21 protein-coding genes and 1 riboswitch are annotated in these 25,226 nt (G+C 61.2%); of the genes, 8 read left to right on the top strand and 13 right to left on the bottom strand.

Translation table 11 applies throughout. The features are described from left to right. Positions 1-27 precede the first annotated feature (27 nt). From DSM14862_RS14135 to DSM14862_RS14155, 5 genes are all read right to left on the bottom strand, one after another. On the bottom strand, positions 28-867 hold the full coding sequence (locus DSM14862_RS14135; protein WP_040700652.1) for an ABC transporter permease: 840 nt from the start codon (positions 865-867) through the stop codon (positions 28-30). After that, the gene (locus DSM14862_RS14140) at positions 867-1,727 is read right to left on the bottom strand and encodes an ABC transporter permease (RefSeq protein WP_407705331.1); all 861 of its coding nucleotides are present in this window, start codon (positions 1,725-1,727) and stop codon (positions 867-869) included. The genes DSM14862_RS14135 and DSM14862_RS14140 overlap by 1 nt, the downstream gene beginning before the upstream one ends. Then, a complete protein-coding gene (locus DSM14862_RS14145) occupies positions 1,727-2,512 on the bottom strand; it encodes an ABC transporter ATP-binding protein (protein WP_007117955.1) in 786 nt (261 codons plus the stop codon). The genes DSM14862_RS14140 and DSM14862_RS14145 overlap by 1 nt, the downstream gene beginning before the upstream one ends. A 74-nt stretch (positions 2,513-2,586) precedes the next feature. After that, complete coding sequence (hydA, locus tag DSM14862_RS14150; protein WP_007117956.1) at positions 2,587-4,047, bottom strand: dihydropyrimidinase; 1,461 nt, start codon at positions 4,045-4,047, stop codon at positions 2,587-2,589. Positions 4,048-4,122: 75 nt separating this feature from the next. Then, complete coding sequence (locus tag DSM14862_RS14155) at positions 4,123-5,373, bottom strand: Zn-dependent hydrolase (RefSeq protein WP_007117957.1); 1,251 nt, start codon at positions 5,371-5,373, stop codon at positions 4,123-4,125. 156 nt (positions 5,374-5,529) lie between these two features. Between DSM14862_RS14155 and DSM14862_RS14160 the strand changes: the two genes are divergently transcribed. Continuing rightward, on the top strand, positions 5,530-6,156 hold the full coding sequence (locus DSM14862_RS14160; RefSeq protein ID WP_007117958.1) for a TetR family transcriptional regulator C-terminal domain-containing protein: 627 nt from the start codon (positions 5,530-5,532) through the stop codon (positions 6,154-6,156). Positions 6,157-6,488: 332 nt separating this feature from the next. On the opposite strand, the gene preA is transcribed toward DSM14862_RS14160, so the two are convergent. Both preA and DSM14862_RS14170 read right to left on the bottom strand, forming a co-directional pair. Next, positions 6,489-7,802 (bottom strand): NAD-dependent dihydropyrimidine dehydrogenase subunit PreA, encoded by a 1,314-nt coding sequence (preA, locus tag DSM14862_RS14165; RefSeq protein WP_007117960.1) that lies wholly within the window; start codon positions 7,800-7,802, stop codon positions 6,489-6,491. Positions 7,803-7,827: 25 nt separating this feature from the next. Then, on the bottom strand, positions 7,828-9,159 hold the full coding sequence (locus DSM14862_RS14170; RefSeq protein ID WP_007117961.1) for an NAD(P)-dependent oxidoreductase: 1,332 nt from the start codon (positions 9,157-9,159) through the stop codon (positions 7,828-7,830). A gap of 332 nt (positions 9,160-9,491) precedes the next feature. Between DSM14862_RS14170 and DSM14862_RS14175 the strand changes: the two genes are divergently transcribed. After that, complete coding sequence (locus tag DSM14862_RS14175) at positions 9,492-9,698, top strand: cold-shock protein (protein WP_007117962.1); 207 nt, start codon at positions 9,492-9,494, stop codon at positions 9,696-9,698. Positions 9,699-9,747: 49 nt separating this feature from the next. On the opposite strand, the gene DSM14862_RS14180 is transcribed toward DSM14862_RS14175, so the two are convergent. Further along, complete coding sequence (locus DSM14862_RS14180; RefSeq protein WP_007117963.1) at positions 9,748-10,407, bottom strand: arylesterase; 660 nt, start codon at positions 10,405-10,407, stop codon at positions 9,748-9,750. A gap of 49 nt (positions 10,408-10,456) precedes the next feature. On the opposite strand from DSM14862_RS14180, the gene DSM14862_RS14185 reads away from it, so the two are divergent. Further along, positions 10,457-11,125: an ABC transporter ATP-binding protein gene (locus tag DSM14862_RS14185; protein WP_007117964.1), complete on the top strand. Its 669-nt coding sequence runs from the start codon at positions 10,457-10,459 to the stop codon at positions 11,123-11,125. After that, positions 11,122-13,653, top strand: coding sequence for an ABC transporter permease (locus DSM14862_RS14190; protein WP_007117965.1), 2,532 nt, complete (start codon positions 11,122-11,124; stop codon positions 13,651-13,653). Before DSM14862_RS14185 ends, DSM14862_RS14190 begins: the two co-directional genes overlap by 4 nt. A 32-nt stretch (positions 13,654-13,685) precedes the next feature. On the opposite strand, the gene gcvP is transcribed toward DSM14862_RS14190, so the two are convergent. The 3 genes from gcvP to gcvT form a co-directional block, all read right to left on the bottom strand. Then, on the bottom strand, positions 13,686-16,532 hold the full coding sequence (gcvP, locus tag DSM14862_RS14195) for an aminomethyl-transferring glycine dehydrogenase (RefSeq protein WP_007117966.1): 2,847 nt from the start codon (positions 16,530-16,532) through the stop codon (positions 13,686-13,688). A 112-nt stretch (positions 16,533-16,644) separates the two neighbouring features. Next, complete coding sequence (gcvH, locus tag DSM14862_RS14200; RefSeq protein ID WP_007117967.1) at positions 16,645-17,004, bottom strand: glycine cleavage system protein GcvH; 360 nt, start codon at positions 17,002-17,004, stop codon at positions 16,645-16,647. A gap of 21 nt (positions 17,005-17,025) precedes the next feature. Next, entirely contained in the window at positions 17,026-18,159 is a 1,134-nt protein-coding gene (gcvT, locus tag DSM14862_RS14205; protein WP_007117968.1) for a glycine cleavage system aminomethyltransferase GcvT, read from the bottom strand. A 151-nt stretch (positions 18,160-18,310) separates the two neighbouring features. After that, a riboswitch (glycine riboswitch) is annotated at positions 18,311-18,397 on the bottom strand. 98 nt (positions 18,398-18,495) lie between these two features. Here gcvT and DSM14862_RS14210 point away from each other — a divergent pair. Continuing rightward, complete coding sequence (locus DSM14862_RS14210; RefSeq protein WP_007117969.1) at positions 18,496-19,086, top strand: gamma-glutamylcyclotransferase family protein; 591 nt, start codon at positions 18,496-18,498, stop codon at positions 19,084-19,086. A 72-nt stretch (positions 19,087-19,158) separates the two neighbouring features. Here DSM14862_RS14210 and gltX read toward each other — a convergent pair whose 3' ends face one another. Both gltX and DSM14862_RS14220 read right to left on the bottom strand, forming a co-directional pair. After that, positions 19,159-20,496 (bottom strand): glutamate--tRNA ligase, encoded by a 1,338-nt coding sequence (gene gltX, locus DSM14862_RS14215; RefSeq protein ID WP_007117970.1) that lies wholly within the window; start codon positions 20,494-20,496, stop codon positions 19,159-19,161. Between the two features lie 66 nt (positions 20,497-20,562). After that, positions 20,563-22,161 (bottom strand): MORN repeat-containing protein, encoded by a 1,599-nt coding sequence (locus DSM14862_RS14220; protein ID WP_007117971.1) that lies wholly within the window; start codon positions 22,159-22,161, stop codon positions 20,563-20,565. Positions 22,162-22,365: 204 nt separating this feature from the next. Here DSM14862_RS14220 and DSM14862_RS14225 point away from each other — a divergent pair, with 204 nt between their 5' ends. The 3 genes from DSM14862_RS14225 (at position 22,366) to DSM14862_RS14235 (ending at position 25,222) form a co-directional block, all read left to right on the top strand. Further along, positions 22,366-23,841: a nitrilase-related carbon-nitrogen hydrolase gene (locus DSM14862_RS14225; RefSeq protein ID WP_007117972.1), complete on the top strand. Its 1,476-nt coding sequence runs from the start codon at positions 22,366-22,368 to the stop codon at positions 23,839-23,841. Positions 23,842-24,072: 231 nt separating this feature from the next. Then, positions 24,073-24,753 carry a DUF1236 domain-containing protein gene (locus DSM14862_RS14230; protein ID WP_007117973.1) on the top strand — a complete coding sequence of 227 codons (681 nt, stop codon included), beginning with the start codon at positions 24,073-24,075 and terminating at the stop codon, positions 24,751-24,753. Between the two features lie 103 nt (positions 24,754-24,856). Continuing rightward, complete coding sequence (locus tag DSM14862_RS14235) at positions 24,857-25,222, top strand: antibiotic biosynthesis monooxygenase family protein (RefSeq protein WP_007117974.1); 366 nt, start codon at positions 24,857-24,859, stop codon at positions 25,220-25,222. The last annotated feature ends 4 nt before the right edge of the window (positions 25,223-25,226 follow it).

The following is a 25,226-nucleotide window of genomic DNA, read 5'->3' on the forward strand; positions in this document are numbered from 1 at the left end:
TTGTTCTCCCTGTTGGTTGGTCGTTATTCAGCTTCGTTGACTGGGGTGCCAGAAGGTCACCCGGCCCTCGACCAGGGCCATAATACCATAGAACGCCGATCCGGCGATCGCCGCCACGACAATTTCGGCCCAGACGAGGTCTAGGGCAAGCTGTCCGACCGAAGTAGAGATGCGGAACCCCATACCAAGCACCGGAGAGCCAAAGAATTCAGCAACAATGGCGCCGATCAAGGCCAAGGTGGTGCCGATCTTCAACCCGTTGAAGACAAAGGGCATCGCCGCAGGCAGGCGCAGCTTCAGCAGCGTCCGCCAATAGCCCGCCGCATAGGTGCGCATCAGGTCACGTTGCATCGAATCACTGGCTTGCAACCCCTGCACCGTGTTCACCAGCATCGGGAAAAACACCATCACCACAACAATCGCCGCCTTGGACTGCCAGCCAAAGCCGAACCACATCACCATGATCGGTGCCATACCGATGATCGGCAGCGCCGCCACGAAGTTGCCCACCGGGAGCAGCCCCCGTTGCAGGAAAGGAAAACGATCAATCGCCAGCGCCGTCAGGAAAGCCGCGCCACAGCCGATAATATAGCCGCTCAGCGCGCCCTTGATGACAGTCTGCACAAAGTCGACCCAGAGGATGTCCAGCGATGTCGCAAAACGCGCAGCGATCACCGAAGGTGCGGGCAGCAACACTTGGTTGATGTCAAAACCGCGCACCACGCCCTCCCAAACCGCGATGAGCGTCAGACCGAAGACAATCGGCGAAGCGAGAGCGGCCCAACGGGACGGTTTTTGCCGCGCAAGCCAGACGTTTATCGAAAGCCCGACCAGCCAAGCGGCGATGGCGAAAACTACCCAACCCATCATGCCATCCCCATTCGTTTCAGCGTGACACGCTGGATCAACCCGATCAGCCCCACCATCGCCGCCGCCAAAGCTGCCGCCATGAGAAGCGCGCTCCAAATTTGCACCGTCTGACCATAGTAGCTGCCCGCCAACAGACGCGCGCCCAATCCGGCCACGGCCCCTGTCGGCATCTCACCCACAATGGCCCCAACAAGCGACGCGGCCACCCCGACTTTCAGCGAGGTAAAGAAGTACGGCATCGACGAGGGCAGCCGCAGCTTCCAAAACGTCTGCCACCCGCTCGCGTGCCATGTCCGCATCTGGTCTAGCTGCATCTGGTCCGGGCTACGCAGCCCTTTGACCATGCCCACAACCACCGGGAAAAACGATAGATACATGCTGATGATCGCCTTTGGCAGCAGGCCCGACAGGCCCACAGCATTCAAAACCACGATAATCATCGGCGCGATGGCCAAGATCGGGATGGTCTGACTGGCGATCACCCAAGGCATCACTGACATGTCCATCGTGCGGTTAAACACGATCCCGACCGCCAACAGCGTGCCAAGCGCGGTGCCCATGACAAAGCCAAGGAAGGTCGCGCTAAACGTGACCCATGTGTGATAGACCAGCGAGCGTTTCGACGTGACCTTCTTCATCACCGTGGTCTCCCACAACTCGGCCCCCACCTGATGCGGTGCGGGCAGTTTGGGCTTATCTTGCGACCATGTGTCGGCCACCAGTTCCGAGAATGTCAGCGTCTTGTCCGCCCGCGCCGCCACATCCCGCGCCCATTGCGCGTTCAGCCCGACAGCCGCGCCATACCAAACGACAATCAGCAAGACTACGACCGTTAGAATAGGGAGAATGTTACGCATCAATCATCCCCATGGCCCGCACGGAGCCCCTCACGGACGCGATGCGCGATTTCAAGGAACTCCGGGCTTTCGCGAATTTCCAAAGGCCGTTCGCGCGGCAGTGGGCTTTCGATCACATCGGCGATCCTGCCGGGGCGCGGGCTCATCACCACGATCTTGGTCGACAGATACACCGCCTCAGGGATCGAGTGTGTGACGAAGGCGATGGTCTTTTCCGTCCGCGCCCAAAGCTTGAGCAGTTGCTCATTCAAATGGTCGCGGACGATTTCGTCCAGCGCGCCAAAGGGTTCGTCCATCAGCAGGATATCGGCATCAAAAGACAGCGCCCGCGCGATAGAAGCACGCTGCTGCATCCCGCCCGAAAGCTGCCATGGGAATTTCTTCTCAAACCCGCTGAGTTCGACCAGTTCCAGCACCCGCTGCACCCGCTCGGCCTGCTCGGCGCGGGGGATGCCCATGATCTCAAGCGGCAAACGGATGTTGCCGCCGATCGTGCGCCACGGGTAAAGCCCCGCGGCTTGGAATACATACCCGTAAGCCCGCGATTTGCGCGCTTCTTCGGGCGAGACACCGTTGATGGTGACCTGCCCGCCGGTGGGCTGTTCAAGGTCGGCCATGACCCTCAGAAAGGTCGTCTTGCCACAGCCCGACGGGCCGATAAAGCTAACGAAATCCCCCTTATGGATATCAAGGTTCACGTCTTTCAACGCATGAACCGGCCCGTCATTGGTCTCAAACGTCAGATCTAGATTGCTGGCGCTGATCACGCTCTGGCTGTCATTCACTAATTTAACTTCCCTGTTGGTCGGCCGCTTTTAGCGCGGCACTTTACCTGATTGTTGGTGTGCTCCTACATCGCTTAGATCCCCGCCGGGATGTTCAGCGGATCGCGCTTGATCATCTTGGGGCTGTTGAGTTCCTTCCACTTGCTCAGCGCAACATTGCCACTGGGGAAGGCTGGCCGCGGCACGAAACGCCCACGTCCCGGTTGCGGCTGGCTGTTCTGGCCCCAAGCCCAGATCACCTCACCGCGGCTGAGAGTATAACGGCTCTGCGCCTTAACTTCGAACCCTTCAAAGACGTTGTAATCAAGGATCGAATGGTGGTTTGCTGTGCTAATTGTCTTGGTGATCTTGGGATCCCAAACCACGATATCCGCATCCGCCCCTTCGACGATCGCGCCCTTCTGCGGGTAGATGTTGAGGATTTTAGCGATATTGGTCGAGGTCGCGGCGACAAATTCATTCGGCGTAAGCCTCCCGGTCTCCACCCCTTCAGTCCAAAGCACGGCAAGCCGTTCCTCCAACCCGTTCGAGCCGTTGGGGATGATGCGGAAATCATCGCGGCCCGCGCGTTTTTGTTCGGTGCTGAAGGCCGCGTGGTCCGTCGCCACCACCTGCAAGCTGCCCGCCTGCAAGCCCGCCCAAAGGCTGTCTTGGTGATCCTTGCTGCGGAAGGGCGGCGACATCACGCGGCGGGCGGCGTGGTCCCAATCCTTGTTGAAATACTCGGATTCATCCAGCGTCAGGAACTGGATCAACGGCTCGCCATAAACCCGCATCCCTTTTTGACGTGCCCGGCGAATCGCCTCATGGGTCTGCTCGCAGGAAACGTGCACGATATAAAGCGGCACGCCGGCAGTGTCGGCGATGGTGATCGCGCGGTTTGCCGCCTCACCTTCCAACTCCGGCGGGCGCGAATAGGCGTGCCCCTCAGGCCCGGTGATCCCCTGATCGAAATACTTCTGCTGCAACTCGGCGACCAGATCGCCATTCTCGGCATGGACCATCGGCAGCGCGCCCAGCTCAGCACAGCGTTTGAACGACGCGAACATCTCGTCGTCTTCAATCATCAACGCCCCTTTGTAGGCCATGAAGTGTTTAAAGCTGTTCACCCCCATGTCGACGGCGTCTTTCATCTCGTTAAAGACGGTCTCATCCCAGCCGGTGATCGCCATGTGATAGCCGATGTCGCTGCAAATCTGCGGCGCGGATTTGCGGTGCCACTCGTTGATCGCGTTCTTGATCGAGCCATCCGCGCCCGGCAGACAGAAATCCACCACCATCGTGGTGCCGCCACAGGCCGCCGCCCAGGTGCCCGTCTCAAAGGTTTCAGCCGCTGTGGTGCCCATAAAGGGCATCTCAAGGTGCGTATGCGGATCGATCCCGCCGGGGATCACATAGGCGCCTTCCGCGTCGATATATTCGTCACCTTTCAGGTCTTCGCCAATCTGCTTGATCTTCTCTCCCTCAATCAAGACATCGGCTTTCCATGTGCGGTCTGCGGTTACGACCGTGCCGCCTTTGATTACCTTGCTCATCTTATTCTCCCCATCTTTCTTTGGCTGATCATATCCGGGGGTCCGGGGCTTGGCCCCACACCGCCGCCCGAACGCTCAGCTTTCGATTTCTGCCGTTTCCAGCACCGCATGCAGCAGCACATCCGCCCCAGCTTTGGCCCAGTCTTTGGTGATTTCTTCCGCCTCGTTATGGCTTAGCCCATCGACACAGGGGCACATCACCATTGCAGTCGGCGCCACGGCGTTAATCCAACAGGCGTCATGCCCAGCACCAGAGATCAGGTTCATATGGCTATAGCCAAGCCGTTCGGCTGCGTTGCGCACTGCCGTAACACAGCCCTCGTCAAAGGCCACGGGATCAAAGCCGCCGACCTTTTCAAACTCGATCTGCAATTCCATATCATCGGCGATCTTCTGGCCATCTTCGCGCAGACGCTTCTCCATATCTTCAATCACCGACAAGTCTGGCGAACGGAAATCCACGGTAAAGACCGTCTTGCCCGGAATCACGTTGCGGCTGTTCGGATAGACTTCGATATGGCCCGCAGCACCCACCGCATGCGGCGCATGGCTCCAGGCGATCTCACTAACCTTTTCCAGCACCCGCGCCATGCCCAGCCCCGCATCGCGGCGCATTGGCATGGGGGTTGAGCCGGTGTGGCTGTCCTTGCCGGTGATCGTCACCTGCGTCCAGCTCAGGCCCTGCCCGTGGGTAACCACGCCGATATCCTTGCCCTCGGCCTCCAAAATCGGCCCCTGCTCGATGTGCAGCTCAAAGAAAGCATGCATCTTGCGCGCGCCGACCTCTTCTTCGCCGCGCCAGCCGATCCGCTTTAGCTCATCGCCAAAGCTTTTGCCCTCGGCATCGGTGCGCTCGTAAGCCCAGTCTTGCGTGTGGATACCCGCAAAAACCCCCGACGACAGCATCGCGGGGGCGTATCGGGTGCCTTCTTCGTTGGTGAAATTGGTCACAACGATCGGGTGTTTGGTCTTGATACCCAGATCATTCATGGTCCGCAGGATCTCAAGCCCGCCCAGCACGCCGAGGATGCCATCATATTTCCCGCCCGTCGGCTGGGTGTCGAGGTGGCTGCCCACATAGACCGGCAGCGCCTCAGGGTCGGTGCCGTCACGCTGGGCAAACATGTTGCCCATCTGATCAAGGCCCATGGTGCAGCCCGCCTCTTCGCACCATTTCTGGAACAGCGCGCGGCCTTCGGCATCTTCGTCGGTCAGCGTCTGTCGATTATTCCCCCCCGCCACGCCGGGGCCGATCTTGGCCATTTCCATCAAGGAATCCCACAGGCGATCAGGATCAATCTTGAGGTTCTCTCCGGGCGCGGGCATAGGTCACTCCTCTGTCATCGGCTTTGGCCGTGTTGTTTTTTTACCATTTGGTAAATCCACGATTGCGATTAGGTTAGGCTCTGTCAAGAACTGGTTTGAAACAACCCGCCGCCGATCCGGCAAACGCCTTTTTAAGCAGCACCAAGGATCATTGCCTTGCCCGAAAGCACCGCCAAACAACCCAGCCGCATCCAGCAGCGCAACCGCCGGGTGATTCTAGATGCCGCGCTCGAAGTCTTCTCAAAGCACGGCTACCGGGGTGCCACGCTGGATCAAATCGCGGCCGAAGCTGGGTTGAGCAAACCGAATATTCTCTATTACTTCAATGGCAAAGAAGACATTCACGTCACTTTGTTGTCGCACCTTATGGAGACATGGCTCGACCCGCTGGTGGAGCTCGACCCCGATGGCGACCCGCGGCGCGAGATTTTGGACTATGTCGAACGCAAACTGACCATGTCGCGCGAATTGCCGCGCGAAAGCCGCCTTTTCGCCAATGAAATCCTGCAGGGCGCGCCGCGGATTGAGCCAGAGTTGCGCCGCCACCTCAAACCCCTATTCGACGAAAAATGCGCCGTGATCGCGGGCTGGGTGAGCGAGGGGAAGCTGCCCCCGCTGGACCCGCAGCATCTGATATTTTCCATCTGGGCCACGACGCAGCACTACGCGGATTTCGAGGCGCAGGCGCAAATCCTGCTCGGGCCTGAGACCGATCCCAGCCCCCGCGCCCTGGCGCATCTTCAAGCGATGTTTGGCGCGCTTTTGGACCTTCCAGCGCAGTAAACGGGCCGTTAACCTTAACCGCCGAAACGGGCATCGCTTAACGGCTTGTTATCACGTTTCGCGCAGTCTGCCCGTGGGTGTGGGCTCCTTGAGATGAAAAGGGGCAGTGATGAATGTAGGTTTTTTGAACGGCGCAAAGGCTGCGCAACAAACTACGGGGTCTGATGAGGCGGCGGGTGACCGAACCAGAAAGCACGACCAGATGGCACTCGATGCGGCCATGGCGCTGCTTGCCGCGCGGCGTAATATGGCAGAGATGAGCCTGCCACCGGCCACGCATTCCGCCGCCCCGACGCTCAGGAAATCCTGAACGCGGGGCGACGGGGCGTGTCTTACTCCGCTGGCTCAACTGCCTTGGCAGATGGGTTATTGGGATGCGTGGTCCAGTTGGCATAGTCCGGCGTGACTGTCTTGCCGGTGCGCAGGTCGGTGGCACCCGCGGCCAGTGGCTCCATCGAGATACAATCCTCGACCGGGCAGACATTGACGCAAAGATTACAGGCCACGCATTCTTCGTCGATTACCGTGAATGTACGATCCTCCGACATGGCAATCGCTTGGTGGCTGGTGTCTTCGCAGGCGGCAAAGCAGCGGCCACAGGAAATACAGAGATCCTGATCAATCTTCGCCTTGGCGACGTAGTTCAGGTTCAACTGGTTCCAGTCGGTGACGTTCGGCACCGCGCGGCCCACAAGCTCATCGACCGAGGTCATGCCCTTCTCGTCCATATACTCCGACAGGCCCGAGATCATTTCCTGCACAACCTTGAAGCCATAGGTCATGGCCGCCGTGCAAACCTGCACATTGCCCGCGCCGAGAGCCAAGAACTCCGCCGCGTCGCGCCATGTGGTGACGCCGCCAATGCCGCTGATTGGCAGGCCATGTGTCTCTGGATTGCGCGCAATCTCCGCCACCATATTGAGAGCAATCGGCTTCACCGCCGGGCCGCAATAGCCGCCGTGGGTGCCTTTGCCGTCGATCATCGGCTCTGGCGAGAAGAGGTCCAGATCGACCGATGTGATCGAGTTGATCGTGTTGATCAGGCTCACCGCATCCGCGCCACCGCGCTTGGCGGCTTCGGCGGGGTAGAGCACGTTCGTGATGTTCGGCGTCAGTTTCACGATCACCGGCATGCGGGTGTACATCTTGCACCAGCGAGTGACCATTTCGATATATTCCGGCACCTGCCCCACGGCAGAGCCCATACCGCGCTCAGCCATCCCATGCGGGCAGCCGAAGTTCAGCTCGATCCCGTCGGCACCAGTTTCCTCGACATGCGGCAGGATCGCCTTCCAAGCTTCCTCCTCACAGGGCACCATGATCGAGGCGATCAGCGCCCGGTCCGGGTAGTCGCGTTTGACCGCCTTCATCTCGCGCAGGTTCACCTCCAGCGGGCGGTCGGTAATCAACTCGATGTTGTTCAGCCCCAGCAACCGCCGGTCCGCGCCATAGATCGCGCCATACCGCGGACCGTTAACGTTGACGACAGGCGGGCCTTCCATGCCGAGAGTCTTCCAGACCACCCCGCCCCAACCCGCTTCATAGGCGCGGCGCACGTTATATTCCTTGTCCGTCGGCGGTGCGGAGGCCAGCCAGAACGGGTTGGGGGATTTGATCCCGATGAATTCGCTTCTCAGATCAGCCATGTTGTGTCTCCCTGTCGGCGCGGCCTCAGCCCGCCGCCCCCATCAATGTGGTGTGAATGTCGATCGCCGCATCGCGGCCCTCGGCCACAGCGGTCACGGTCAGGTCATCGCCGCCGCTGGCGCAGTCGCCGCCCGCCCAGACCCGGTCAAGGCTGGTGCGTCCTGTGCCATCGACCTTGATCTTACGCCCGTCGAGTTCCGGTAGCCCGTCGCCCAACAGCGTCTGACCGATGGCCTTGAACACCTGATCGGCCTGCAAGCGCAGAGTCTGCCCGGTGCCTTTCATGGCCTCATCGACATATTCAAACTCAATCTCACGCACCGACCCGTTGCCATGCACCGCAATCGGCACCGCATGGGTCACGATCCGCACGCCCTTGGAGGCAGCAAGGTCCTGCTCAAACACACTCGCGTTCATCCGGTCCCGTCCGCGGCGATAAACCAGCGTCACGTTCAGCGCGCCCAAAAGCGTGGCCTGAACCGCGGCATCCACCGCCGTCATACCACCACCGATCACCACCACGTCGCGGCCAATTGGCACGCTGGACATGTCGCCCGACTGGCGCAGTTCCGAGATGAAATCGACCGCATTGGTGACCCCGGCCTTGTCCTCGCCATCGGCACCCAGAGCGTTCACGCCCACCAGCCCCATGCCAAGGAAGACCGCATCATAGTCGTCCTTCAGCTCAGCCAAAGTGACATCGCGACCCACGGCTGTTTCATGGCGGAACGTGATGCCGCCAATCTGCATCAGCCAATCCACCTCAGCCTGCGCAAAGCCGTTGGGTGTCTTATAGGCAGCAATGCCATATTCGTTCAGCCCGCCCGGCTTGGGCCGCGCATCGAGGATTTCAACGTCATGGCCCAGCATCGCCAAACGGTGCGCACAGGACAGACCCGCCGGGCCCGCACCAACGACAGCAACACGCTTGCCGGTCACGGCAGCACGCTCAAAAGGGTGCACACCCTGCACCTGCAAGTGATCCGTCGCATAACGCTGCAACTGACCGATCAGCACCGGCTTGCCCTCGGCGATCTCCCGCACGCAGACCTCTTCGCAAAGGGTCTCTGTCGGACAAACACGGGCGCACATGCCGCCCAGAATGTTCTGGCTCAGGATCGTCTTGGCCGCAGCATCCGGCGTGCCGGTGGCGATCTGCCGGATGAACAGCGGAATGTCGATGTCGGTCGGACAGGCCGTCATGCAAGGCGCATCATGGCAGAAGTAGCAGCGGTCGGCCGCGACCAATGCCTCATGCTCATCCAAGGGCGGATGCAAATCCGAAAACCCTTCATCGTAGTTCTGCGGCGCCAGCCGCCCCGGTACGATCCCCGGCTCAAAGACATCACGTGCCATATCAAATTCCCTGTCGTTTTCTTGGTGTTTTGAAAATGCTCACACGGAATCATTTTTTTATCAACTGGTAAATTTTTAGAAATGCACGCTTGAGGAAAAACCAAGAACCGCTGCCCGTTTTGTAACAGGTAGATGATATTCGATGGGCGTATCCTTGCCTGCTGGCCCTGCGGCAGGAAAAATCCTTGATTTTAAAACTGGAGATTCCAATATCGCAACTGCGACGCGAATACTTTTCGACCCGGCTGCCCCAAGGCTCCAGCGATCACGAATTCGACCGAGCCACGCTGCCGCATGTTGCGGGCAGATCTGACAAAAGGGAGACAGGGGTCATGGCTACTGGCACTGTAAAATGGTTCAACACAACTAAAGGCTTCGGCTTCATCGCGCCGGACACCGGCGGCAAGGACATCTTTGTTCATATTTCTGCGGTAGAGCGCGCCGGCCTGACCGGACTTGCCGACAATCAGAAAGTGACTTTCGATGTCGAAGCAGGCCGCGACGGTCGCGAAAGCGCGAGCAACATCGCACTGGCCTGATCTGGCCAATTCATAGGTTTGAAACGGACGCTGCGGCGTCCGTTTTCGTTTAGCGGTCTTGGTCTATGACCTGCGCCGTCAATGCGGCCACCGAGGGGCCGATATCCCCAACAATCAACGACACGCCTTCCGCATTCGGGTGGATGCCATCGCCTTGAAAATAACGCTGTATCGTTTCGCTCCGCGCGGTGGCTGCCCCCTTTTCCTCAGCCAGCAGACCGGTGAAGAAGTCGGGGTAGAAAAGCGTTTCATATTGCGCGGCCAAAGCAGGATAGAGCCCTTCAAAATCAGCCTTATAGCCTGCCCCGTAATTGCCCGGTGCAGACATGCCAACCAACAGTACATCTACCTTGGCCTGCTCTGCCGCCGCCAAGATCCCGTCGATGTTGCCCCGCGCCTGCGCCGGATCAAGCCCGCGCAGCATGTCATTGCCGCCCAGCGTCACGATCATCGCGTCCACCTCAGGCGTCAGCGTCCAATCGACCCGCGCCAAACCACCCGCTGTCGTGTCGCCCGAGACACCCGCGTTCACGACCGTTGCTTCGACGCCTTCGGCGTCCAGCCATGCCTGCAACTGCGGTACAAACCCTTCTTCAGCGGGCAACCCATAGCCTTGGGTCAGGCTGTCGCCCAAGGCCGCGATCACCACCTCTTCGGCCTGTGCGGTGCTGCCTAAAATAAAGGCAAAACAGATCAATACCTTGCGCATCCTTCACGGACCTCCATATCCAACTGATACCCTGAACAAAGGCGGCCCGATGAGCGACCCTGTCTATGACCTTCAAGATGTTACGCTAAGCCTCAAGGGCAATGCCGGAACCGTCGATATTCTGCGCGGCATTTCGCTGCAGGTCCAGCAGGGGGAGAGCATCGCGCTGACCGGGGCATCGGGATCGGGCAAATCGTCTCTCCTGATGGTCATGGGCGGGCTAGAGCGTGCGACGGGCGGCACGGTGATGGCGCTCGGACATGATCTCAGCGCGCTGCGCGAGGACGGATTGGCACAGTTCCGGCAGGGCCGGATGGGAATTGTCTTTCAGTCCTTTCACCTCATCCCGACCATGACCGCGCTGGAAAATGTCGCCACGCCGCTGGAGCTTTCGGGGGCCGATGACGCCTTTGACCGCGCCCGGGCCGAGCTGGAGGCCGTAGGCCTTGGCCATCGCCTTAACCAATACCCTGCGCAAATGTCGGGTGGAGAACAGCAGCGTGTGGCCCTCGCCCGCGCCGCTGCACCGCGTCCGGCGATCCTGCTGGCGGATGAGCCGACAGGCAGCCTCGACAGTCGCAATGGGGCCGCGATCATGGACCTGCTGTTTGAGTTGCGCGACCGCCATGGTGCGACGCTGGTGCTAGTGACCCATGCTGATGATCTGGCCCAACGCTGCGACCGGGTTGTCGAACTCCGCGACGGACGTCTCGCATGAGCTTGACCCTCGCGGCCCGCTTCGCCCGCCGGGAAATGCGCGGTGGACTGCGTGGCTTTCGCTTGCTGTTAGCCTGCCTCGCGCTTGGCGTCGCGGCCTTGGCCGCTGTCGGCTCTGTCCGCGCGGCGATCGAGGCAGGGTTGGAATCCGAAGGTGCAGCGCTTTTGGGCGGCGATGCCGAGCTTGATTTCACCTATCGATTCGCCAACGCGGATGAGCGGGACTGGATGGCCGCCCGCGCGACGCATGTGTCCGAGATTGTCGAATTCCGCTCTATGGCTGTGACAGGGCAAGGCGACACATCCGAGCGCGCGCTGACGCAGGTCAAAGCCGTTGATGATCTCTATCCCCTAATCGGTCAGATGGTGCTGGACCCTGCCATGCCGCTGGCCGACGCCCTTGCGCCCCATACCAAAGGCCAGCCCGGCGCGGTGATGGAACGGGCGCTGGCGGATCGTCTCGCGCTCACCCCCGGTGATACCTTTGCCCTTGGAGAGGTCGAATTCACCCTCTCTGCCCTGATCCAACGCGAACCGGATTCCGCCGCCAGCGGCTTTTCTCTCGGCCCGCGTACGCTGGTGCTGCGCGAGGCGCTAGAAGGCTCAGGCCTGCTGGCCTCTGGCACGCTGTTCAACAGCAAATACCGACTAGAATTGCTCGAGGGCACCGCCCTTGACCCGCTTGAAGCCGAGGCGAAAGAGCGGTTTGCCGATGCCGGGATGCGCTGGACGGATGCCCGCAACGGCGCCCCTGGCGTGGCGCGGTTTGTTGAACGGCTCAGCGCGTTTCTGGTGCTGGTGGGGCTTTCGGGGCTGGCAGTTGGCGGGGTCGGTGTGGCCGCTGCCGTGCGCGCCTATCTGCAACGCAAGACCGCCGTGATCGCCACCTTCCGCGCAATGGGGGCAACACGGGCGACGATCTTTCAAACCTATTTCATCCAAGTGGGCATTCTGGCCATCATGGGTGTGGCGCTTGGCCTGCTGATCGGCGCAGGGTTGCCGCTGCTGCTGTCGCCGTTGATCGAGGCCAGCCTGCCCCTGCCCGCCCGTTTTGCAATCTACCCCCTGCCCTTAATCGAAGCCGCGCTCTATGGCCTCATAACCGCCGCGCTCTTCACCCTTTGGCCGCTTGCCCGCAGCGCAGATGTGCGTGCCGCGACCTTGTTTCGCGACGACTGGCAGCGCCAATCGCCGTGGCCTGCTGTGCCCTACCTCATTGCCATTGCCGCCCTTTTGGCAGCGCTGTTGGCGCTGGCGGGCTGGTTCAACGGGTCATGGTCGCTGACACTTTGGACGCTTGGCGGGCTGGCCGCGACGCTGGCCGTTCTGGCGTTCGCCGCTGCCCTGTTGCGCCTCATTTCCCGCGCCGCGGCCCGACGCGCCCGCGGGCATCCACGCTTGCGGTGGGCGCTGGCCGCGATTGGCGGACCGGGCGAAGGGGCGACAGCCGTGGTGCTGGCGCTTGGGCTGGGGCTGTCGGTGCTCGCCGCCGTGGGCCAGATCGATGGCAATCTGCGCCGCGCGATCTCGGGCAACCTGCCGGATGTGGCACCGTCTTACTTTTTCGTCGATATTCAGAAAGATCAGATGCCGGGCTATACCGCGCGGCTGGAAGGTGATCCGGCCGTGTCGCGCATCGAAAGCGCCCCAATGCTGCGCGGCGTAATAACCGAGATCAATGGCCGCCCGGCCCGCGAAGTTGCGGGCGACCACTGGGTCGTGCGCGGCGATCGGGGCGTGACCTATGCCGCTCTACCAGGCGAAGATACGCGGATCACGGCAGGCGAATGGTGGCCCGAAGATTACAGCGGCGATCCGCAAATTAGCTTTGCCGCCGAAGAGGCCGAAGAGATCGGCCTTGAGCTGGGCGATACGCTCAGCGTCAACATTCTTGGCCGGGACATCACCGGTACGATCACCAGTTTCCGCGAGGTCGATTTTTCGACCGCCGGGATCGGTTTTGTCCTGACGATGAACCCCGCGGCCCTTGCAGGCGCACCGCATAGTTTCATCTCGACCGTCTATGCCGAACCCGAGGCCGAAGCGGCAATCCTGCGCGACCTTGCCGGAGAGTACCCCAATATCACCGCAATCCGTGTGCGTGACGCCATCGACCGCGTGGCGGCAGTGCTGGCCGGGTTGGCCTCGGCGATTTCGTTCGGCGCATTAGCCACGCTGGCAACGGGCTTCATGGTGCTGATCGGTGCCGCCGCCGCGGGCACCGGGGCGCGCAGCTATGAGGCAGCGCTGCTGAAAACCATGGGTGCATCCCGCCGAGCAATCGCCACCAGCTTTGTGCTGCGCGCCGCCTTGCTCGGCCTTTTTGCCGGAGCCGTGGCGCTGCTGGCGGGCATCACCGGGGGCTGGGCGGTGAGTCATTACGTCATGGAGACCGATTTCGCCGTGGTCTGGCCGAATGCGCTGATGATCATCACAGGCGGGGTGCTGGCCACCGTGCTGGCGGGCTTGGGCTTTGCGCTGAAAGCGCTGAACGCCCGGCCTGCGGATATGCTTAGGGCGCAGGAATGATCCCGCGCCCTTAGGCTGTCTTGGCGGTCTGATTACTCAGCCGCTTCGGCGTAGTCTTCCAGCGGCGGGCAGGTGCAGATCAGGTTGCGGTCGCCATGCACGTTGTCGACGCGGTTGACCGGCGGCCAGTATTTGTCGACGCGGAAGGCACCCGGAGGGAAGCAGCCCTGCTCGCGGCTGTAGGGCCGATCGCCCCATTCCACGACCAGATCTTCCACCGTATGTGGCGCATTCTTGAGCGGGTTGTTGGCGCGGTCCATGCGGCCCTCTTCGATCTCGCGAATTTCTTCGCGGATCGCCAGCATCGCGTCACAGAAGCGGTCGAGCTCGGCCTTAGTCTCCGACTCAGTCGGCTCAACCATCAGCGTACCCGCCACCGGCCAAGACATCGTCGGCGCGTGGAAGCCACAGTCGACCAGACGTTTGGCCACATCTTCGTTGGTGACGCCCGCCGTTTCTTCATAGGGGCGCACGTCGATGATGCACTCATGCGCCACCCGGCCTGTGGGGCCTTTGTAGAGCACGTCATAGGCCCCTTCGAGGCGCTTGGCGATGTAGTTGGCGTTCAGGATCGCGACCCGTGTGGCCTGTGTCAGCCCGTCGCCGCCCATCATCAGGCAGTAGGACCAAGAAATCGGCAGCAGGGAGGGCGAACCGTAAGGGGCTGCCGAGACCGCCGTGCCTTCTTCATTCGGATGGCCCGGCAGATGTGGGATCAAGTGCGATTTGACACCAATTGGCCCCATGCCGGGGCCGCCGCCGCCATGCGGAATGCAGAAGGTCTTGTGCAGGTTCAGGTGGCTCACGTCGCCGCCCAGATCGCCGGGGCGCGACAGGCCCACCATGGCGTTCATATTTGCGCCGTCGATATAGACCTGACCGCCGTGATCGTGGGTGATCTTGGTGACCTCATGCACGGTTTCCTCAAACACGCCGTGGGTCGAGGGGTAGGTGATCATGCAACCGGCGAGGTTTTCGCTGTGCTGCTCGGCCTTGGCGCGGAAATCATCGAGGTCGATGTCACCGTTGGCGGCAGTTTTGATGACCACAACCTTCCAGCCCACCATCTGCGCCGACGCCGGGTTGGTGCCATGCGCGCTCATCGGGATCAGACAAATGTTGCGGTGCCCCTGCCCCTGCTCGCGGTGGTACGCGGCGATGGTCAGCAGCCCCGCATATTCCCCCTGCGCGCCGGAGTTCGGCTGCATGGAGATCGCGTCATAGCCGGTGATGTCGCACAATTTGTCGCTCAGATCGTCGATCATTTCCTTGTAGCCGAGCGCCTGGTCGGCGGGCACGAAGGGGTGAATGAGCGAGAATTCACGCCATGTCACCGGCATCATTTCCGCCGCCGAGTTCAGCTTCATGGTGCAAGACCCCAGCGGGATCATCGCACGGTCCAGCGCCAGATCACGATCCGCAAGGCGGCGCATATAGCGCATCATCTCGGTTTCCGCCCGGTTCATGTGGAAGATCGGGTGCGTGAGGTACGCGCTGGTGCGGACCATGGCGTCGGGCAAGCGGTACTCGGGGTTAAAGTTGTCATCGGCCTGACGGATGCCAAAGGCGCGCCAGACCGCTTCGATGGTATCGGGGCGCGTGCGCTCGTCCAGCGAGATGCCGACGCGGGTTTCACCGACGCGGCGCAGGTTGATGCCCTCGTCCACAGCGGATTTCATCACTGCGGCCTGCAGCGGACCAACATCAACGGTGATCGTGTCGAAATAGGCTTTTGGATCGACCTTGAAGCCCGCCGCTTCCAGCCCTTTGGCCAGACGCACGGTCTTGCGATGGATACGCTGCGCGATGGCTTTTAGCCCCTCGGGGCCGTGGAAGACAGCATACATCGAGGCCATGACAGCCAACAGCGCCTGCGCGGTACAGACGTTCGAGGTCGCCTTCTCACGGCGGATGTGCTGCTCGCGGGTTTGGAGCGACAGACGGTAGGCGCGGTTGCCGTGCGTGTCGATCGACACGCCGACAATCCGCCCCGGCATGGCGCGTTTCATCGCGTCGCGGCAGGCCATATAAGCAGCATGCGGACCGCCGTAGCCCTCGGGCACACCGAACCGCTGTGTCGAACCCACGGCAATGTCAGCACCCATCGCGCCCGGCTCTTTCAGGAGGGTCAGCGCCAACGGATCGGCGGTGACGATGCCGATGGCCTTGGCGTCGTGCAGCGCGGTCATGTGGTCGGTGAAGTCGCGCACATGGCCGTAGGTGCCGGGGTATTGGAAAATCGCGCCAAAGACCTTGTCGGCCTCCATCTTGTCGGGGTCACCAACAATCACTTCGATGCCCAGCGGCTCGGCGCGGGTCTTCATCACGGCGATGTTCTGCGGGTGACAGTCGCGGTCCACGAAGAAGGCCATCGCCTTGGACTTTGAGCCACGCAGCGCCATGGTCATCGCCTCGGCACAGGCGGTGGCTTCATCCAGCAGCGAGGCATTGGCAATCTCCAGCCCCGTCAGGTCGCTCACCATCGTCTGGAAGTTCAACAGCGCCTCAAGACGGCCCTGCGAAATCTCAGGCTGGTAGGGCGTATAGGCCGTGTACCACGCCGGGTTCTCCAGAATGTTGCGCTGGATCGCCGGGGGCGTCACCGTTCCGTGGTAGCCCTGCCCGATTAGGCTGGTAAGCACCTTGTTCTTGCCCGCGATGGTGCGCATGTGCTCCAGCACTTCGCGCTCGCTCATCGCCTTGCCGAAATCGAGCGGCTCTTTGGCGCGGATCGCCTTCGGCATCGTGTCGTCAATCAACGCGTCGAGGCTTCCGGCCCCCACGGTTTCAAGCATCTGCGACATCTCGGAAGGGGACGGGCCAATGTGACGCCGGTTGGCGAAATCATAAGGCAAATAGTCGGTGGGCTTAAAGCTCATGTCAGGTTCCTCGTCACGGCGCAGCAGCGGCGCCCCCTGTTTGTGGCGCGCCGCCCAAAGCGGGCGACGCAGATGATCAGCATCATGCCGGTCCCCCGGCACGCGCGGCGGTTTAGCCGATGAATTTCTGGTAAGCGGCTTCGTCCATGAAGTCGTCCATCTGGCTGGCGTCGGTGAACTTCAGCTTAAAGAACCACGCCTCGCCCTGCGGGTCGTCGTTGACCATGCTGGGATTGTCGGTCAGCGTGCTGTTCACCTCGGTGATTTCTCCGTCGATGGGCGCAAGGATGTCCGACGCCGCCTTGACGGATTCGATCACAACCACTTCGTCATCTTTGCTGACGGTGGTGCCTTCATCGGGCAATTCGACAAAGACCACGTCGCCCAGTTGCTCAGCCGCGTGACTGGTGATGCCCACAACCACTTCGTCACCCTCGACGCGCAGCCATTCATGTTCTTCGGTAAATTTCATCTCAATTATCCCTGTGTAGATTCAGCGTTTGAAGTTCGCCGCAACGAACGGCATTTTCGTGACAGTCAGTGGCAAGCGCTTGCCGCGTACTTCGCCCCAAAGCGGCGTATCGACCTTCGCATGCTCGGCGGTGACATAGCCCATGGCAACCGGGCCGCCAACCGTTGGGCCAAAGCCGCCAGAAGTCACGGTGCCGACTTCATTGCCGCCCTCAGCGGCATCAAAGATCGCCACACCTTCGCGCATCGGCGCACGGCCTTCGGGCAGCAGCCCCACGCGTTTGCGCGGCGCACCATCGGCCAGTTGTTGCAAAATCACCCCGGCACCGGGGAAACCACCCGCGCGCGCACCATCATTGCGGCGCACCTTCTGGATCGCCCAGTTCAGCGCCGCCTCAACAGGCGTGGTGGTGGTGTCGATGTCATGGCCATACAGACAAAGCCCGCCCTCAAGCCGCAGACTGTCGCGCGCGCCAAGGCCGATCGGCTCGACTTCTTCCAGCGCCAGCAACTTGCGCGCCAGCGCTTCGGCGTCGGCATTTGCGACCGAAATTTCATAGCCGTCTTCGCCAGTATAGCCCGAGCGCGACAGCGTGACGGTGATCCCGTCGATGTCGACATCTTTGGCCACGTCCATAAACTTCATATCCGCCACCAAGGGCTGCAACCGCGCCAGTGCGGCTTCGGCCTGCGGCCCTTGCAGTGCCAACAATGCGCGGTCGTCCAGCACCTCGATCTCACAGGTCTCCGACAGCGCCTCTTTCATCAAGGCAATGTCATCATCCTTACAACCAGCATTCACGACGACAAACAGATGATCGCCCAGATTGGCCAGCATCAAATCGTCCAGAATACCGCCGTTGGGATCGGTGAACATCGCATAGCGCTGGCGCATTTCACCCAGACCCAGCACATCAACCGGCACCAGCGTCTCCATCGCCAAGGCCGCATCATCATAGCTGCCCGACTTCGCACGCACCACGACCTGCCCCATATGGCTCACATCAAACAACCCAGCGGCGGCGCGGGTGTGCAGGTGCTCTTTCATCACGCCAAGGGGGTATTGCACGGGCATCGCATAGCCCGCAAAGGGCACCATCTTGGCCCCCAGTTCCACATGCAAATCATGCAATGCCGTCTGCTTGAGATCGCTCATCCGGTTCGCCTTTCCTGTCGCTTCCGGATGACCTTTTTGACCATGCCGGCACCTCTGCGCAGCGTCTGCCGCGCATGATGCCCCCTCTGTCCTTCCGCCTGAGATCGTTATCCCTTCGGCGTGCGCATCCGCGCATCTCTCCAGAGTTTTTGGTCACGTCGCGGTCCTGGGGCCTGAGAGTTTCCGGGGCGGTTGCTCCTTCGGCATCGGTATTAACCGATTCTCCCGTGACGATTGCGCCTTTCGTATGCTGCGGCATACCTCTGCGTCAAGCATGGTTGTAGCCGGATACGACACATGTTTTGGTGCGCGCGACAAATACAGGACTCTTCGCGCATGACACCCTATTTTTTCGGCTACGGCAGCCTTGTGAACCGCAATACCCACACCTACCCCGACGCCCGGCCCGCGCGCCTCGACGGCTGGCGGCGCAAATGGGTCCGCGCCGAAGGGCGCGACATCGTATATCTCAGCGTTGTTCAGGATCAAAGCACCCGCATCGACGGGCTTATCGCCGCCGTGCCGGGCGCGGATTGGGCGGCGCTGGACCGGCGTGAGTATAGCTACGAACGCCATGCGTCAGGCGGTGCCGTGGTCCATGATATCGTCCCCGCGCCCGACATCGCCCATTACGCGATCCCGCTTGAAATCGCGGTCGACCACGGCGATCACGTGATCCTGCTCAGCTATCTTGATGTCGTGGTCCAAGGCTTCTTGCGTGAGTTCGGCACCGATGGCGCCGCACGCTTCTTTGACACCACTGAAGGCTGGGACACGCCCATTTTGGACGACCGCGCAGCGCCCCTCTATCCGCGCCACCAGACGCTAATGCCTGAAGAAACGGGGGTGGTCGATCACCACATCGACCGCTTGTCGTTACAGGTGAAATCACGCGACGAAGTCCCCTTCACAAAGAAGAACTTCTAACCGCTTCATTCATCCTTTTTCAAATACCCGCGGGGGTCCGGGGGCAGCGCCCCCGCCTGCTCTCGGCCCGCCTCAGCCGCGTGCTTTGACGGTCTGCAACAGCGGCATAACCTGCGCCATCTCTGGCCCATGCTCTTGCCCCGTCAGCGCCAAACGCAAAGGCCGGAACAACCCGCGCCCCTTGCGGCCCGTGGCTTCCTTGACCGCGGCGGTCCAGCTTGACCATGTGCTCTCGTCAAACGGCATGTCAGGCAGCAGCAGCATGGCCTGAGCTACGAACTCGCGGTCTTCTTCGGCGATGATCGGCTCGGCACCGTCGCGGAACATAACCCACCACGCATCAAGGTCTTTCAGCGTCGAGATATTTTCTCGCGTGACGGCCCAGAACTGCCCCGCCTGATCTTCAGGCACGCCAATGGCTGTGATGTCGTCCTTCACCGCCTCAAGGGGCAGCTGCTGCAAATAGCGCCCTGTCAGTGGGAAAAGATCTTGAACGTCAAACTTCGTGGGGGCCGACCCAAAGCGGTTGATGTCAAAGCCGTCGATCAACTGCGCCATCTCGGTGCGCAGTTCCACCGGATCGGACGACCCCAACCGCGCCATCAGGCTCAAAAGCGCAAAGGGCTGAACCCCCTGCTCTCGCAGATCACGCAGGGCCAATGTGCCCAAGCGTTTGCTCAGTGCTTCGCCCTGCGGGCCGGTCAACAGCGAGTGATGCGCAAAGGACGGCACAGCGCCGTTGCCCAGCGCCTGCATGATCTGGATCTGTGTCGCGGTATTGGTCACATGGTCCGAGCCGCGCACGACATGGGTCACGCCCATGTCAGTGTCGTCGACAACACTCGCCAGCGTATACAAGATTTGCCCATCGCCCCGGATCAACACCGGGTCACTGACCGATGCCGCGTCGATAGAGATGTCGCCCAGAATACCGTCGTCCCATTCGATCCGCTGCTGATCCAGCTTGAAACGCCAGACACCCTCGCCACGCTCCGCGCGCAAGGCGGCTTTCTCGTCGTCGCTGAGGTTCAGCGCGGCGCGGTCATAGACCGGCGGCTTGCCCATGTTGAGCTGCTTTTTACGCTTGAGGTCCAGCTCCGTCGGCGTCTCGAACGCTTCATAGAAACGGCCCTTGGCGCGCAGGTCTTCGGCGGCGGCGTGGTAGCGGTCCAACCGTTCGGACTGGCGTTCAACCCGGTCCCATTCCAAGCCCAACCATTCGAGGTCTTGCTTGATGCCGTCGACATATTCTTCGCGGCTGCGCTCGGGGTCAGTGTCGTCGATACGCAGAATGAAAGTGCCGCCTGCCTTGCGCGCGATGAGGTAGTTCATCAGCGCGGTGCGCAGGTTGCCCACGTGGATATAGCCAGTGGGGGACGGGGCGAAACGGGTGATCGTAGGGTTGGACATCTGGCGTACTCCTGTTGCGCGCGGGCTTGCCACAGGGCGCGGGCGTTGTCCAGTAATGGCGGGGGATCAGCCGCCGTCTGCTGTGGCGCCACTCGGGGCTGGGACAACCTCTGAAGTGTCCTCTTCAACGCTTTGTTCTTCAGGGCCATCTTCGGCGGCATTCTCTTCTGCGTCATCCGCTGGCGGTGCCTGATCCGCAGGCAGTGCCTCGCCCTCAGGCGCTTCGGTCTCGGCTTCGGCTTGGGCTTCGGCTTCGGCTTCGGGTGTGGCCGCAGTGGTGCCGTCGTTCAACGCGCCATTCGCCCAATCGCCCGTAGCTTCTTCGCCGCTGGCATAGCGCATCGTACCGTTGCCCTGACGTTTGCCCGCCTTGAAGGTGCCTTCATAGACATCGCCATTGGCGTAGGTTGCCACGCCTTGCCCCTCAATCTCGCCATCGGTCCAGTCGCCCTCGTAAACAAAGCCGCTGGCCATGGTGATCTTGCCCTGACCGTGGCGCTGGCCTCCGGCAAATTCGCCTTCGTAAACCGTGCCGTCGGGATAGGTTGCCTTACCCTGTCCATGACGCTGACCGTCTTGCCAGCCGCCTTCATAGCGGTAGCCATCAGCATAGGTCATCACGCCTTGGCCGTGGTTGCGGGCGTCCTTGAATTCGCCCTCATAGACGACGCCATTGGTATAGGTGGCGACACCTTCGCCTTCGATTACGCCGGCGACCCACGCGCCCTCATAGGTCGATCCATCGGGGTAGGTGATCTTGCCCGTGCCGTCAGCCAGATCGCTGCGGAACGTGCCGACATAGACCGACCCATCGGGGTAGGTCACCTGACCTTCGCCCTCGATCTGTCCCGCGACCCAAGACCCGGTATAGACATAGCCATCGGTGCCGGTGAACGTCCCCTGCCCGTCGCGGCGGTCGTCCTTGAAGTCGCCTTCATAGGTATCGCCATTCTCATAGGTGACCTTGCCCTTGCCCTCACGACGGCCCGCCACCAGCGTGCCTTCGTAAACATCGCCATTGGGCTGGGTCAGCGTGCCGGTGCCGTCGATCTGGCCGTCTTTCCACAGCCCCACATAGACCAACCCATCGGGCATGGTCAGCGTGCCTTGGCCGCTGCGCTTGCCGCCTTGGATCTCGCCCTCATAGACCGCGCCATCGGGGTAGGTGATCGTGCCAACGCCCTGTTTGACGCCATCAACCCAGTCGCCTTTGTACTCATAACCGCCGGGGCTTTGCATCACGCCCTTGCCGTGGTGCTTGGCATTGCGAAACGCGCCCTCATACCGCACGCCATTGGCATAGATCGCGACGCCTTGGCCCATGATCGCGCCGGCTTCCCACTCACCCTCATAGGTGCCGCCATCGGCAAAGGTAATCTTGCCCAGACCTTCGGGCTTGCCCTTGGCGAAATTGCCCTCATAGACCGAGCCATTGGGGAAGCGCGCGACACCCTCGCCCTTGATCTCACCCTCGACCCATTCACCGGAATACTCATAACCATTAGGCAACTTATAGGTGCCGGTGCCATGCTGGAGCCCGCCTTGAAAGGTGCCCTCATAGATGCCGCCGTCGTCGTATTCCTTGGTCAGCACCTGTCCGTCTTGCGCCGCGAGCGGGGTGGCAAGAAGGGCAATCAGACAGAGGGGCAGGCTGCGGTGCAACATGGGCGGAAATTCCCGATCTCGTTAAGTGTCATTCGGCCTGAGGTTAAGGGCGATAGACAGCAGAGGCAACGTGTTTGCAGGTAACGCACGCCGGTTTCGGCCGATGCAGCGCAGCGCGGCACTTCGGACCGCAGGCATGTGGGGGTTTCGCTATGGCTTTGATCTGCTACATCGAACAAACGCCAGCCAGCCCGGAGCCTAGCCATGTCAGACCGTTTTCGCCTTACCCTCGGGCAGTTGAACCCCACGGTCGGCGATCTGCCCGGCAATGCCGCACAGGCGCGCAAGGCATGGGAAGCTGGGCGCGACGCCGGGGCGCAGTTGGTCGCCCTACCTGAGATGTTCCTAACCGGTCATAATGCCAAAGCATTGCTGCGAAAGCCTGCATTCCAACGCGATGTCTTGACCCACCTGGAAGCGCTTGCCGCCCATTGTGCCGATGGCCCGGCGCTGGCGCTCGGTGCGCCATGGGTCGAAGGCACGCAGGTTTATAACGCCTATCTGGTCCTTATCGGGGGCAAGATCGCCCATCGGGTGCTTCAACACAGCCTTGAACGGGGCTCTGACTTTGATGCTGCCCCAATCAGCGGCCCCTTTGCGGTCGCGGGGCTGCGCATCGGCGCGCCTATCGGTACCGATGGCTGGACAGGCGATGTGGCCGAAACACAGGCCGAGACCGGGGCTGAACTTCTGCTCGTGCCCAATGCCGCGCCGCACCAACGAGGGGCGATGGATCGGCGGCTAAACCATATGGTCGCGCGGGTGATTGAGACGGAACTGCCGCTGATTTACCTCAACATGACCGGTGGGCAGGATGAATTAGTATACGACGGCGGCTCTTTCGCGCTGAACCCCGGAGGCAAGCTGGCGCTGCATCTGCCTGCCTTCGACGATGCCATCACACATGTGGATTTGGCGCGTGGGGCTGAGGGCTGGCAGATCGTGGCCGGAGACCTCGCGCCCCAACCAGACGCCCTTGAACGGGACTACCGCGCTTTGGTCGTGGGGCTGCGGGACTATGTGACCAAGATGGGGTTCACTCAGGTGCTTGTCGAACAAGCCGAGGGAAATGATACCGCGCTGACAGCGGCGCTTGCGCTGGATGCCTTGGGGCCTGAGAATGTCCGCCAGATTGCGCCCCCTGCGAAAGGCACGGCACATTCCGCACTGCGCGACAGTCTGGCAGAGCTTGGCACAAAGGTGAGTGACGATAGCCTTGCCCCCCATCTGCGCGGCCTGATGCTGCGCGCCTCAGCAGATGCCGCGGGAGAGATGTTGCTTACTGCGCAGAACAAATCCGCCGCTGCCATTGGGCAGGCGGCGATGCCGGGTGACTTCAATCCCATCAAAGACCTTTATCAGACTGAGGTTGGCGATCTCTGCCGCTGGCGAAACGATGCCCGCCGGGATTGGATGCTGGGGCCTGTAGATGCGATGCCTGCCCCGTCGCAATATTCTCCAGAAGACAGCGCTCTAGACGGCGTCCTGCGTATCCTGCTCAACGAGAATGGCACCGTCGGGGATTGTGTCGCGGCTGGCTATAACCAGCAGTCCGCACGAGAGGCAGCAGAACACATCTCGATCAGCCAACCTCAAACGCACCGGTCCGCTCCCGGCCCGCAACTGACCGCCATGCGCGCTCCTTACCCCACAGCCGCCCGCTGGCGCGATGCCTCATAACTCACAACCCATCACTTGGGTTTCCGACTACTTAAACGGGTAGTACGGGCAAGCGCCACTCCGCCACCTGCAGGCGAAGTGTCGCCTAAACATTTGAAGTTATGTTAAAAAATCTGCACTCCCCCCGAATAGCATGGAACGAACTCTTCCCTCCACAGTTGTCCAGACACGACCAACAACGGCGCCGGATTTCCCGCAGGGCACTCCCCGCCGAACAGAAAGGGTTATGAGATGAATATCGTTAAACTTGGAATGGTATCTGCCATCGCTTTGAGTGCTGCTGCACCTGTCTATGCACAGTCGGCAGAGGCCTATGCCGCAACCGATCTTAACATCCGTTCGGGCCCCGGCCCGCAGTTCGACATTGTGGGTGTCATCCCCGGTGGCGAAGCCGCAATGGTCGAAGGCTGCCTTGACGGCCAATCTTGGTGCCAGGTAAAATTCGGCGACGCAATGGGCTGGTCCTCCTCTGACTATCTTGCCGTTGGCGTCGAAGAGCAGGCCGTGGCCTTGGCCACCCGCCCTGCAAGTGTCGAAGTCGGCACCGTGACCTATGAAAACCCCGAAGGCACAGCCGAGAATGAGACTGCAGGCGCGACTGCTGGCGCCACACTGGGTGCTCTGACAGCCTATGCGGTTGGCGGCCCGATCGGTGGCATCATTGCCGGTGGCATTATCGGTGGCGCAGCGGGCTCCGCCGCAGCCGAGCCGGAAGAGAAAACGATCACCTATGTCCGCGAGAACCCAGTTGAAACCGTCTACCTTGACGGCGAAGTTGTTGTCGGCGCAGGTATCCCAAAGACAGTAACAACATTCGAAGTGCCGGAATCGGACTACCGTTATGTGAACATCAACGGCGCAACTGTGCTGGTCGACAATGAGACAAACTTGATCGTCGACGTTGTGCGCTAAGCCGCGATAGATTTGATCATGAAAGGCCCGGAGAGTGATCTCCGGGCCTTTTCTTTATTCGAAAACTAGGGCTAGCATAGGGCAGTAACCGCGCGGAGCCCCCATGATCGCCGTCATCTTCGAAGTCTTCCCCCACCCCGACCGCCGCGAGGAATACCTCGACATCGCAGCCAAAATGCGCCCGCTTCTGGATGAAATCGACGGCTTCATTTCAGTCGAACGGTTCCAGAGTTTGACCAACCCCGAAAAGCTGCTGTCGCTCTCCTTCTTTCGCGATGAAGAGGCGGTGCAGAATTGGCGCAAGCTGACCGCGCATCGCGGGGCGCAGGTAGCGGGGCGTGAGGGGATCTTTACCGATTATCACCTGCGCATTGCCCATGTAATCCGCGACTATGGCATGTTCGACCGCGCCGAGGCTCCGCAGGACAGTCAGGATATCCATCCGCCTCGGCTGGCGACCGAGAGCTGATCGG

The organism is Sulfitobacter indolifex, from assembly GCF_022788655.1.
Lineage (GTDB): Bacteria > Pseudomonadota > Alphaproteobacteria > Rhodobacterales > Rhodobacteraceae > Sulfitobacter > Sulfitobacter indolifex.